The organism is Streptomyces sp. NPDC020845 (genome assembly GCF_044334165.1).
GTDB lineage: Bacteria > Actinomycetota > Actinomycetes > Streptomycetales > Streptomycetaceae > Streptomyces.
On sequence record NZ_JBIRSJ010000014.1, the window covers coordinates 350,067 to 362,499 of the forward strand.

Annotated in this window: 9 protein-coding genes; 5 read left to right on the plus strand and 4 right to left on the minus strand. The window is 68.9% G+C overall.

The window, feature by feature from the left end:
• The first annotated feature begins 76 nt into the window (after positions 1-76).
• Genes ACH4U7_RS35555 through ACH4U7_RS35570 form a run of 4 tightly spaced genes read left to right on the plus strand, consistent with a single transcriptional unit; the run spans position 77 to position 5,408 of the window.
• On the plus strand, positions 77-1,426 hold the full coding sequence (locus ACH4U7_RS35555) for an ABC transporter substrate-binding protein (RefSeq protein WP_398531900.1): 1,350 nt from the start codon (positions 77-79) through the stop codon (positions 1,424-1,426).
• A gap of 43 nt (positions 1,427-1,469) precedes the next feature.
• On the plus strand, positions 1,470-2,399 hold the full coding sequence (locus ACH4U7_RS35560; RefSeq protein ID WP_398531901.1) for a carbohydrate ABC transporter permease: 930 nt from the start codon (positions 1,470-1,472) through the stop codon (positions 2,397-2,399).
• Entirely contained in the window at positions 2,396-3,268 is an 873-nt protein-coding gene (locus ACH4U7_RS35565; protein WP_398531902.1) for a carbohydrate ABC transporter permease, read from the plus strand. Before ACH4U7_RS35560 ends, ACH4U7_RS35565 begins: the two co-directional genes overlap by 4 nt.
• 40 nt (positions 3,269-3,308) lie before the next feature.
• Complete coding sequence (locus tag ACH4U7_RS35570) at positions 3,309-5,408, plus strand: beta-galactosidase (RefSeq protein ID WP_398531903.1); 2,100 nt, start codon at positions 3,309-3,311, stop codon at positions 5,406-5,408.
• A gap of 179 nt (positions 5,409-5,587) precedes the next feature.
• Here ACH4U7_RS35570 and ACH4U7_RS35575 read toward each other — a convergent pair whose 3' ends face one another.
• Positions 5,588-6,511 (minus strand): alpha/beta hydrolase family protein, encoded by a 924-nt coding sequence (locus ACH4U7_RS35575; RefSeq protein ID WP_398531904.1) that lies wholly within the window; start codon positions 6,509-6,511, stop codon positions 5,588-5,590.
• Positions 6,512-6,648: 137 nt separating this feature from the next.
• Positions 6,649-7,716, minus strand: coding sequence for a non-reducing end alpha-L-arabinofuranosidase family hydrolase (locus ACH4U7_RS35580; RefSeq protein ID WP_398531905.1), 1,068 nt, complete (start codon positions 7,714-7,716; stop codon positions 6,649-6,651).
• 740 nt (positions 7,717-8,456) lie between these two features.
• Here ACH4U7_RS35580 and ACH4U7_RS35585 point away from each other — a divergent pair.
• A complete protein-coding gene (locus tag ACH4U7_RS35585; RefSeq protein WP_398531922.1) occupies positions 8,457-8,705 on the plus strand; it encodes an arabinofuranosidase catalytic domain-containing protein in 249 nt (82 codons plus the stop codon).
• A gap of 424 nt (positions 8,706-9,129) precedes the next feature.
• On the opposite strand, the gene ACH4U7_RS35590 is transcribed toward ACH4U7_RS35585, so the two are convergent.
• Both ACH4U7_RS35590 and ACH4U7_RS35595 read right to left on the minus strand, forming a co-directional pair.
• Complete coding sequence (locus tag ACH4U7_RS35590) at positions 9,130-10,737, minus strand: glycoside hydrolase family 27 protein (protein WP_398531923.1); 1,608 nt, start codon at positions 10,735-10,737, stop codon at positions 9,130-9,132.
• A 193-nt stretch (positions 10,738-10,930) separates the two neighbouring features.
• The coding region (locus ACH4U7_RS35595) for a non-reducing end alpha-L-arabinofuranosidase family hydrolase (protein ID WP_398531906.1) at positions 10,931-12,433 on the minus strand (1,503 nt) is incomplete at its 5' end.

The following is a 12,433-nucleotide window of genomic DNA, read 5'->3' on the forward strand; positions in this document are numbered from 1 at the left end:
GGACCTTTCTTTGCCCGCTGTGAAGGTCCGACCTCTGAGCTGGGCGCTTCGTAACACCCGCAGGAGCGAGGTAATTGTGAGCGTTGACACATCACCCTGGCGAGCTTCCACCAGACGTTCCCTGCTCAGTGGAGCTCTCGCCGCCGCGATCTCCGGCGCTGTTGCGGCCTGCGGCGCCGAGTCGTCCCGGCCGCTGGCCTCCGGTCCGGTGACGCTCTCGCTGTGGACCCACGACCAGGGCTACCAGAAGTTCTTCGCCGGGGGCATCGCCGCCGCCGACCGGACCACCCCCTTCCACTACCGTCTCCGGACCATGCTGGCCGGCCCCAACGACCTTGTGACCAAGCTGCTCGCACAGGCGGTCGCCGGCCGGGGGCTGCCCGACCTGATGGGCTTCGAGAGGGGCAGCTTCCCCCGGATGCTGCGCGGCGACATCGCGCCCCGGCTGCTGAGCGACCTGCGCCCGGCAGTCGCGACCGTCCCCGGACTCATCGATGACCTGCTCACGGCCCGTACGGCGCCGTACACCGCCGATGGCCGGCTCTACGCCCTCGACTCGGACACCCCACTGGTCGTCTACCACTATCGAGCGGACCTGTTCGCCCGCTACGGGCTGCCCACCGACACCACCAGTTGGGAGGAACTTGCGCGCATCGGCGAGGCCCTGCACCGGCGCCACGGCGTCTCGCTCGGCGCGGTGGCCACCGGCAGCAACCCGGGCCAGGTCGTACAGATCTTCCAGATTCTGCTGGAGCAGCGCGGCGGGACCTTCTTCGACGCCCGGCAACGGCTCGTGGTGGACTCCCCTGAAGCCGCCGAGGTGCTGGAGTTCCTGTGCACCGGTCTGCGTACGGGCTTTCTGACCTCGGTTGACGACTTCTACGGCGGCCCGATGCAAGCCGCGCTCAAGGGGGGCCGGATCATCGGGCTGCCCATGGCGAGCTGGTACAAGGCGGTCATGCTGCTGCCCAACCTCGCCGAGCAGTCGGGCAGGTGGCGTATCCGCACGCCACCACGCTTCGCCTCGGGAGGCCATGCCTCCACCACCGTGGGCGGCACGGGGTTCGGTGTGCTGCGCGGCCGCTCGGCCACGAAGGCCGCCACCGATTTCCTGATGGCCGCCTGGCTCACCCGCGACGCCCAGTTGCGCCGCTACCGCGAACTCGGATACCTGCCCACTCGCCGCTCCGTCTTCGCCGATCCCTCGCTGCGCCGCAGCACCGACGCGTACTTCGGCGGCCAGCGCCCCTTCGATGTCTACACGCCGCTGCTCGCGGACATCCCCTCCGTCCACGACAGTCCCGACCAGACGATCCTCAGCGACGTGCTCGGGGGGTACCTGCTCAAGGCGTACCGGGGCGCGCTCTCGCCGCGCGAGGCACTGCGCAGAACAGCCGAGGACTTCCGCAACCAGGCCGGCCGGTGAACCGGTCCACCGCCACAACCCGTCCGACCGAAGGGGCGCAGCGATGACAACGGACCTTGCCGACACGGGGATCCGTGCCGGTACCCGGCGCGGCAAGACGGAGCGCAGACGAGATACCTGGGTTCCGTATGCCTTCATCAGCCCGTTCTACGTGCTGTACGTGCTTTTCATGATCGGCCCGATCGTCGTCGCGGTGTGGCTCAGCTTCTGCTCCTGGGTCGGGCTGGGGGCACCGCACTGGGTGGGTCTGCGGAACTACCGGCTGCTGGCCACGGACGTCAGCTTCCACCGGGCTATGGCCAACACCGGGTACTACGTGCTGGTGTGCATGCTGGTCGTGGTTCCTGCGGCCCTGCTGGTCGCCCAGGCGCTCAACACCCGCGGGCTTCGCGTGCGGGACCTGTGGCGCACCGCTTACTTCCTGCCCACCGTGGTGTCCCCGATCGTCATCGCGCTGGTCTTCGGCCTGCTCTTCGACCAGCGGTTCGGCCTGGTCAACTCCGCCGCGCACGCCTTGTTCGGCACAGGCGGCGTCGACTGGCTGGGCGATCCCACCCTGGCCAAGGTCACCATCGGCCTTCTCATGCTGTGGCGCTGGACCGGGTATCTCGCCGTCTTCTTCCTCGCCGGACTGCAGAACATACCGCGCGAGCTGTATGAGGCGGCCGCGCTCGACGGGGCGGGGCGGCTGCGCAGCTTCACCGCGGTCACCCTGCCCGCGCTCCGCCCGGTCACCTCCTTCGTCGCGGTGACCTCCTTCATCGCCGCGGCCCAGATCTTCGACGAGCCGTACCTGCTCACAGGGGGCGGCCCCGCCGAGAGCACCATGTCGGTCGCGATGTTCATCTACCGGGCGGCCTTCCAGCGCCAGCAGTTCGGCTACGCCGCGGCGGCCGGTGTGGTGCTGTTCCTGATCGTCTTCGCAGTGAGCCAGCTCCTGAACCGGCTGCTCGGCATCGGGAGGGTCTCGTGACCGCCGCCACCACTACCACCACTACCACCGCCACCACTACCGCCCGCCGAGCCACACTGCGCCGCGCCGCGCTTTACGCCGTCCTGACCGTCCTGCTCCTTGTCTTCACCGGCCCCTTCCTGTGGGCGTTGAGCAGTTCGTTCAAGCGGCGCGGCGACATCTTCGATTACCCACCTTCCTTGCTGCCGAGCCCGCCGACTCTGGCAAGCTACCGGTCGCTGCTGGACCAGCAGCCGTTCGGTCGCTGGTTCCTGGTGAGCACGGTCATCGCCTTGGTGGCCACGGCGCTGTCGGTGCTGGTGTGCGCGCTTGCCGGCTACGCCTTCGCCAAATTCCGGTTCGCCGGAAGGAGGCTGCTGTTCAACGTGATGTTCAGCTCTTTGTCGATTCCGTTCGCGGTCATCCTGGTGCCGCTGTTCGTCATCGTGGTCAAATCCGGCCTGGGCAACCCCTGGTTCGCGCTGATCGTTCCCTGGGTCGCCCCCGCCTTCGGGATCTTCATGATGCAGCAGTACACCATCCAGAGCGTCCCGGACGAGGTCCTGGAGGCCGCGCGCATCGACGGCTGCTCCGAGCTGCGGATCTTCGTGCGGATCGTGCTGCCCCTCTTGCGGCCGGCGATCGGCGCCCTGGCGGTGTGGACCTTCCTGCAGAGTTACAACAGCTTCCTTTGGCCACTGGTCATCGTTTCCGACAGCTCCCAGGCCACCTTGCCTTTGGGGCTGCAGACCCTCTTCGGCGTGGAGCGCCGCCAGTACGACCTGGTGATGGCCGGTTCCGTGCTCGCCGTCCTGCCGACCGTCGCGGTCTTCGTCCTGCTGCGCAAGCAGCTGCTCGACGGCCTTTCCACCGGCGCGGTCAAGGGCTGAGGCCGCGGCCGCCCCCATACAGACAGAAGTGGAGAAACGCATGTACGAGCCTGCCGAGCGGGTCCTTTTCGGCGCCGCTTACTACCACGAGTACCAGCCGCACGACCGGCTCAAGGAGGACTTGGACCTGATGGCCGAGGCCCGGTTCTCGGTGATCCGGGTCGGGGAGTCCGTGTGGTCGACCTGGGAACCGGAGAACGGCCGGTTCGCGCTGGAGTGGCTGCGCCCGGTGCTGGACGGCGCGCACGAGCGTGGGATAGGGGTGATCATCGGCACTCCCACCTACGCGGTTCCGCCGTGGCTGGCCAGGCAGTATCCCGAGATCGCGGGGGAGCGGCGCACCGGGGAGCGGATCGCGTGGGGCCACCGGCAGGAGGTCGACTTCACCCACCCGGCGTTCCGCTTCCACGCCGAGCGAGTGATCCGCAAGATCGTGGAGCACTACGCCGGCCACCCCGCGGTCGTCGGCTTCCAGGTCGACAACGAGCCGGGCGTGGCGCTTCTGCACAACCACGGGGTCTTCCAGAGGTTCGTCGACGACCTGCGCCACCGCTACCAGGATGTCGAGACGCTCAACCGGGAGTGGGGCCTGGTCTACTGGTCGCACCGGCTCAGCGACTGGGCTGACCTGTGGCGCCCCGACGGCAACGCGCAGCCGCAGTACGACCTGGCTTGGCGGCGCTTCCAGGCCCGCCAGACCACCGAATTCATCGCCTGGCAGGCCGACCTCGTACGGGAGTACGCCAGGCCAGGGCAGTTCGTCACCACGTGCATCTCCTACGACCGGGTGGCGGCCGAGGACGCCGAACTGACGAAGGCGCTGGATGTCACCGCCGGGAACCCGTACTACGCCATGCAGGACGGTCTGGCGCTGCCGGACCGGGACACCGCCCCCCAGGGGTGGGCGAGCCGCGGGACCTGGGCCCTGTACCAGAGCGCCGATCGGATGTACGCCTCCCGGCAGGAGCCGTTCCTGGTCACCGAGACCGACGCCCAGGCCATCGGCGGCCCGGAGATGAACTACCCGGCCTACGACGGCCAGTGGCGCCAGGCGGCGTGGGCACTGGTCTCCCGCGGTGCGTCCATGATCGAGTACTGGCACTGGCACACCCTGCACTTCGGCACCGAGACCTTCTGGGGCGGGATCCTCCCGCACAGCGGCCGCCCGGGTCGCAGCTACCGGGAACTGGCGCGGCTGGGGGAGGAGTTGGAGGCGGCCGGCGGTCTCGTCGCGGGCCTGCGCCCGGACGCCGACGCGGCCTTCCTCTTCGACCACCCCAGCATGTGGGCGCTGCAGCACCAGCCGCCGCTTTCCACCCCCGACGGTCCCGACACCGGCTCCTACGGGCGCCTGTTCGGCGCCTTCTACCGCGGCGCCTTCGACGCGGGGCTGCAGGCACGCATCGTCCACCCGGGCCAACTGGAGACCGCCGACCTGCCGCCGCTGCTGGTCGCCTCCGGCTACTACATCGCCGAGGACCAGGTCCTGGACCGGCTGCTGGAGTACGCGCAAGCCGGCGGCCACCTCCTGCTCGGTCCGCGCACCGGCTACGCCGACCATGAGGCCAGGGCACGTACCGACGTCCAGCCCGCACGCCTGGCCGCGGCGGCCGGCGTCGCCTACGAGGAGTTCTCCAACCTGGCGTCGGCGCTGCCGGTCACCGGTACGGATGCGATGCCGCTGCCGTCGGCCGCGCGCGCGACGGCCTGGGCCGACGCGTTGTCCCCCACCGAGGCCGAGGTACTGGCCGCTTACGAACACCCGCACTTCGCCCGGTGGCCCGCTGTGACCACCCACCGTTACGGAGCCGGGAGGATCACCTGCGTGGGTACCGTCCCGGACCAGACCCTGGCCCGCGCGCTGTTCCAGTGGGCCGCCACCGGCACGGACCCGTGGCGCCCCGGCCACCCGTCGATCACCTCCACCGGGGCCACCGCAAGGGACGGCAGCCGGCTGCGCTTCGTGCACAACTGGTCATGGGACCAGATCGCCTTCCCGCTGCCGAGCCCGGTCCGCGATGTCCTCACCGGCCGGCGGTACGCGGCCGGCGACACCTTGCCTCTGGGCCCGTGGGACGTGCGGGTGTGCGTCGAGGAAGCCGTGCCGCCGGGCGAACCGGGCGCCGACGCGAGCGAGTAGCCAAAGTGGTCGGGCCCCGGCCACGACCGGGGCCCTGCCCTTGCCGGCACGGCATCGGCCCGGGCCATCAGCGTGGATCATCTGCCGGTGGTCCCGCCACCGGCCGCCCCGCTTCGGCCTCCGGTCCGGGAGCAACCGCACCCCCGGACCGACGAATGGCTGGGCCAAGGCGAAATCGCCTAGGTGAGGGCCGCTTGCCAGGAGGTGCCGCTGCTGGTGGCATCGCTTTGCAGGCGGTCGCGTGCGGCGGTGTCGCCGTACAGGCTCCAGCGGAACCAGTCCAGGAAGGTGTTCTTCGTCTGGGCGTAGTACCGGTAGTCCGGGACCAGGTACTGGCCGTGGTCCGCCCCGACGTGAGTGAGGAACGCCTTCGGTGCGCGGAGTTCGTTGTACGCCGCGCGCGCCGAGTTGATGTTGCAGGTCCCGTCGTTGCTGCCGTGGATGAACAGCACCTTGGCGGCCAGGCCTGCCGGGTTGCCCATGTCCACGCAGGCGACTGGAACGGCGGCGACGATGCGGTTGTCCGGCCAGGCGGTGAGCAGGCCGTGGGTGGTCATCCCGCCCATCGAGTGGCCGGATACGCCGACACCGGCTCGGGTGTCGATGTGCCCGGCGAACGGGTCGCCCGTGGTGTTGTTCAGCGCCAGTGTCCGGGTGAGTACCTCGGAGACGTCCTTCGACCAGTTGCCGTTGTAGACGCTGCCGATGTTGGTGTTGTCGGAGAATGAGGGAGCGGGGCAGATGAAGCCAGCGGCGGCCAGGTCGTGGGTCTGCGAGGAGTAGCAGTCGGAGTTGCACCCCATGCCGTGGCTCCATTCGGCGATGGGGAAGACGCCGCTTGCGATGGGGGCGTTCGGGATGGGGTTGCCGCCCGGGGTGCCGGCGGCCGGGTAGAAGATCCTCGTGGTCAGTTGGCGGTTGCCGCGGGACCAGTTGAACTGGCGCACGCCGATGGCGAACTGCGCGGTGGGCGCCTGCCGCGGGGAGGACATCCGGGGTTTCAGCAGGGTGCCGGCGGCCGCGCTGCTGCCGAGCAGGGACATGCCCACGCCGGTCGCCGTTGCCGCGCCGAGGCCCAGTAAGGTACGCCGTCGCACTGACATTGATGACTCCTTGTTGCTGTGGGGGTGAGGCGGGCCGCACAGACGCGGTGCATCAGCGTGGTGGTCCCGCGGTGTTGTTTTCATGGGGCAGGGCCGTCAGCTCGGTCCCCGGCCCCATGAAAGAGGGGCCGGGACGCTCAGCAGCTGTTGTTGGTCTGGGTGAGCAGGCCCAGGCGATAGGGGAGCTGGGAGTAGTCGCCGCTCGAAGAGGGATCCCTGCCCTGGTAGAGGAACTGCAGGCGGCACCCGTTGATGGTCATGGTCTGGTCGTTGCCGGTGCGGATCAGTTCTCCGTGGCTGATGTCCTTGGTCCAGGCGCCGGAGGGGAAGGTCACGTTGTTGGCACGGGCGAAGGGATTGGATTCGCCGGCCGCGAGCGGCTGCCACTGGCCGTTGAGGCCGTTGGCCGTGAAGGAGCGGTAGTAGCGGTTTCCGTCGCTGCCGATGGCTTCCATCATCAGCAGGTAGGTGTTGGTGCCCTGTACGCGGTAGACGGCTTCACCCTCGAACAGGGCGAACTGCGAGTCCTGTAGGACGACCTTGTTGTTGCCGAAGCCGTTCGGGAAGTTGCCGACGGTGGTCTCCGACCGGTACAGCTTGCCGTCGTCGCCCGAGGAGAACAGGTAGCACATGCTGTCGTCGCAGATGACCCAGTAGTCGAGCGCACCGCCGAAGCCGCTGGTCTGGAAGTCCTTGGGTGCGGACCAACTCCACGGGTTTCCCGGGTCGCTGCTGGTGGAGTACGACGGGCGGCCGGTCTGGTAGACGAGATACCACTGGTTCTTCGGCGCGAAGTAGAACACCTGCGGCGCGGCGCGGTAGCCGGTGCCGATATTGGGGTTGGTGTCAAGATAGGTGAGCGGCGCCGAGGAAGCCTGCGACCAGTCGGAGAAGCTCGTGTAGGCCATACTCCAGCCACCCGATTTGTTCGCGGTCGTCATGAAGACGTGCCACTTGCCGTTCGCGTACACCACTGACGGGTCCTTGACCGCGACGACGTTATGGCTCGCGTCCGGCTTGGGGGCGATCAACTGGCCGCTGGAGGACCACTGGAAACTGTTGGGCAGCGCCTGAATGCCGGCTGCGGCGGTCGGCGATGCGGGGACGGCGCCGGAGGGGGAGGCGAACAGCGCCATCGCCAGCCCGAGCAGCAGAGTTACGGCAGCGCGAACGTATCGCGAGCGCGGTCGGCGTCCTGGATGCATGAAAGCTCCATGGGGTCGGCCGGAGGCCCGTCCATGAATGTCGCGTGTGTCCTCGGTAGCCAGCACGGCGGCAACGCGTGGGGGGCCTTACCGGTACGGATGGTGCGGGTGCTGTCGTGGGCGATCTGTAGGGGGTACTCGATATTCAGACAGGAAGCGGTGACAGGTGGCCTCCAGGGGGCGTCAATACCTTGGCGCACCCAATCCGGCCCCCGGCCCGGTGACCTGGTGGACGAAATATTGCGCGGCCGGCGAGGCGTGGCCGGCGGTGGCACGGCAGTCCGCTGGAGTCACGGTCCCAGCGGCAGGCCGATATGGCCGCCGTCCAGGGTGGTGATGGTCGTCGAGGTGTCCGGCCGGCCTCGCATCGTCGCGTACAGCCAGGGGTTGACCCGCCACTGGCGCGATGTTGGCCCCCCGCTGTAGCGGCGGCTGCGGCGCGGCGCCCGGGTGGAAGACGCGCCTGCTGATCGTCACGACATGACCTTCCGACGGCATGTACGGGCGGGGAGCGCAAAAACGGGAGGGCGGCAAGAGGCGCCGATACATCCCATGACCTCTCTAGGGGTCCCATGGGACCTTGGAGGCTGTCAAGAGGCTTGACGTCGAATGATGCAGGGGTTTGCCGCGTCATCCGGGACGGCAATCCTGTGGCGTGGCGGCGGCAGAGGGGGTCAAACATCACATCACCTTGACGAGTCCGCCCTTCGGGACCAACTCCGGTCGGCGGTTTCGTCACGATTACCGGGCGAGTCCGGAACCAGGGGCCGGGCGGAGTCGGTGGCTCCGAAACCGCCGCGAACGCGACGAGTGAATTTCTGGCGGTCGGGGGCAACAAGGCCTATTCGTTGTACATCAATCCCAAGAACAGCTACTGGCGCGACGGCCATGCGACGGGCGTTTCCGCCGGCGGCGCACTCAAGGGCATGTACTTGGTGGCCGGCGGCACTTTGGCACTCACCCCGCCACCGCGTGCAACCGACCAGTAGCGCCATCGCGGTGGCCTCTCGATGCGGGAGCTGAAGTGCAAGCATGGCGTCACGTGGCGGACGGCGCGGAAGGCGTTGGACTCGTCCTGGCCGGCATCCGGCGAGCCGTGACCCCGGCGCTCCTGCCCGGCTGGTCATCGACATCCTCGCGCGCGGAGTCGACGGCCGGGTCGCGGGCCATGCCCTCGCGGAGGTAATCCTGGATCCCCGTCCGGCCCGGCCCCTGCCGTCGTCCGGGCCCGCGCGGCCCGCCGCCGGGCAGACGGTGCTCGCCGACTCGGGGCTGGCCCGGGTCCGTGCGGGGCGGCGCTGCGTCACCGTCTTCGGCGGCAGTGACATCGCCCGGTTTCCGCGCATCGTCTCCGGCCTGTCGGCCAACCCCACCTTCTGCGGTTCCGCCAGGGAGACGCGGTCCGATCGGGCCTCACGCGCGGCTCCATTTCTGGCCGGACCGGCCGTCGCAGGTCCACAGGACGAGCGGGGTTCCGCTCGCGGTGCCGGCTTGGTCGACGTCCAGGCACAGGCCGGCGTGCGCGTTGCGGATCGACCCGTCGGAGTTCACGGTCCACTTCTGGTTGTCCTGCCCGTTGCAGGGCCAGGTGATGACACGGGTGCCGTTGGTGGTGCCCTGGTCGTAGGCGTCCAGGCACTTGTCGCCGAAGACGCGGACCTCACCGTCGGCCCATGTGGTCCACAGCTGGCTCGCGGCGGTGTGACAGTCCTGGATCAGTGTCCTCGCCCCGGCCGCGGTGGAGGCGTTCTCCACATCCAGGCAACGGCCGGACCCGTTGCCGCGCAGCCGGGACGTGGTGGCGGCCGGCGGGGCGCCACCGGTCACCCGGAACACGGCGACGCCGTGTGCGGGCACGCTTGCCGAGATCTGGCCGGTCGTGCTCGAAGTGCCGCTGGTCCACAGGTCGGTGAGGGTGAACGACCCGCCGGACAGACCGACCTGGGCCGCCGTGGTGGTGACGGTGGTTGTGCTGTTCCCCCGGTTGAACAGGCCCACGGCGACCGAGCCGTCGGACAGGGGCTTGGCGAACACCTCGGTGTTTCCGTCGTCGCGCACCCTGCGCCCGCCCGCGCCCAGGGGGTCCTGGTTCACCGCCAGCAGGCGCGGGTTGCGCAGGATCGCGCTCACGTCGGCCGACATGGTGCGGATGTCGTTGCCTGCCATGAGCGGCGCGGCCATCAGCGCCCACAGGGCGAAGTGGGAGCGGGACTCGGTCAGCGACAGGCCGGGCCGGCCGACGACGAGCATGTCCGGGTCGTTCCAGTGGCCCGGACCCGACTGCGCGGCCAGCGGCGCGGTGACGTCCAGGACGTTCCCCACGCCCATCGGGTAGCTGTTGGTGTTGCCGTTCTGCCAGATGTCGAGCAGGTCCTCGGTCGTCCGCCACAGATCGGCGACCTCGCCCCAGTTGTACCTGTCGCCGGTGATGGCGTGGAAGCTGTTCGGGTTGATGCTGTAGACGATCGGGCGCCCGGTCGCGCGCAGGGCATCGCGCATGAGCGTGAACCGCGCGACCTGTTCGTCCCGGGTGCCGGCGGAGGAGCACCAGTCGTACTTGAGGTAGTCCACGCCCCACGAGGCGAACGTGCGGGCGTCCTGCGCCTCGTGGCCCTTGCTGCCGGTGGACCCCGGATAGCCGCCTGTGCCCTGGGCGCATGTGCGCTCGTTGGGCACCTGGTAGATGCCGAACTTCAAGCCTTTCTGGTGGATGTAGTCCCCGAGTGCCTTCATCCCGCTGGGGAACTTGGTGGGGTTGGCCCGCAGGTTGCCCGCGGCGTCGCGCTGCGGGTCGAACCAGCAGTCGTCGACGACCACGTACCGGTAACCGGCGTCCCGCATGCCCGAGGACACCATCGCGTCAGTGGCTTGGCGGACCTGCGCCTCGGTGACCCCGCACCCGAAGCTGTTCCAGCTGTTCCAGCCCAGCGGCGGGGTGAGCGCCGGACTGCCGGGCGCGGCCCGAGCCGGCGAGTGGACCGAGGCCGTGGTGAACGCGGTGACCGTCAGGGCGGCGGCCATGAGGAAGCGGAGCAGTCGTCCGCGTGGTCGTATGGGCACCGTGGTTCCTTTCCCGGAAGGGTGCCGCAAGGGCGTCACTGACGGCACCCGCCTGTGTGCTGGATGGAGTGACCCGGTCGATCGGGAGGGACCTCGGCGCGGTGCGCGTCCCGGGGGCTGATGTCCGCGCCGAGGCCGGGTGTCTCCGGGTCGGTCAGCAGGTGGAGTTGGTCTGGGTGAGCAGGCCGAGCCGCCATGGCAGGGTGTTGTAGTCGCCGCTGGCGTTGGGGTTCATGCCTTGGTAGAGGTATTGCATCTTGCAGGGGTTGATGGTGAGGGTCTGGTCGTATCCGGCGCGGACCAGCTCGCCGTGGCTGATGTCCTTCGTCCAGGCTCCCGCGGGGAAGGTGGTGTTGCCGGCCCGGGCGAAGGGGTTGCTCTCGGAGGCGGCCAGTTGTGTCCAGGAGCCGCCGATGCTGCTGGAGGTCCAGGAGCGGAAGTAGCGGCGTCCGTCGGATCCGATGGCCTCGACGATCAGCAGGTACTGGTCGCTGCCCTGCACCTTGTACACATTGCTGGCTTCGAACAGGGCGTATTTGTTGGAGTCCTGGGCGGCGATGACGGTGTTGGTGAACCCGTTCGGGAACTGGGCGAGGGTGGTCTGGGAGCGGTACAGGTGCCCGTTGTCGTCGGAGGAGAACAGGTAGCAGTTGGCGCTGTCGCAGATCACCCACATGTCGACCCAGTAGCCGTTGCCGATGTTCTGCTTGATGATGTCCGGCATCGAGGAGTAGAAGTTGCGCGGGGCGCTCCACCCGTTGGGGTTGCTGATGTCGGTGTTGGTGGAGTACGAGGCGTTGCCGGTCTGGTACACCAGGTACCAGGTGCGCTGGGGCGCGAAGTAGAACACCTGGGGTGCGGCCCGGTATCCGGTGCCGATCCCGCTGCGGTCCAGGTAGTAGTGCGGGGCCGAGGCGGCCTGGGACCAGTCGGTGAAGTTCAGGTAGACCAGGCTGTATCCGGAGGCGCTGGCGACGCTGGCGAACACGTGGTACTTGCCGTTGTAGTAGACCACGGTCGGGTCCTTGAGCCCGGCGATGTTGTGGGTGGAGTCCGACTTCGGGGACATCAGGATCCCGCTGGAGTTCCAGCTGAAGCTGCCGGGCAGGGCGGCGGCCGAGCTGGGGGAGGCCGGGCTCTTCGCGGGGGCCTTCGCCGCGGCCTTCGTCACGGTGTTTGCCGCGGTGTTCGCCGTGCCCTTCACCGCGGTCTTCGGCACGGTACTTGCCGCGGCCGCGGGGGTGCCGCCCAGCGCGGTGAGCGCCGAGTTGTAGGCCGCCTTCTTGTTGCCGTTGCCGTCGAAGAGCAGCGGGTTCTCCCCGGCGCGCCAGGAGTCGGTGTCCCGGATGCCCCACACTGTGATGCCGTTGCACCGCGCCACGTTCATGCAGGCCTTCACCGTGTTCGCGTACGCGGTCGTCGGCGCCTGCGCGATGTCCAGCTCGGTGATCTGCACATCCACACCGAGGGCCGCGAAGTTCGACAGGGTGGTCTGGAAACTGGCCGGCGGGCCGCCGGTGCCGAAGTGGGCCTGGAAGCCGACGCAGTCGATGGGCACGCCGCGAGACTTGAAGTCGCGCACCATGCGGTAGACGCCCTGGGTCTTGGCGTCGCTCCAGTTCTCGATGTTGTAGTCGTTGTAGCAGAGTTTGGCCGA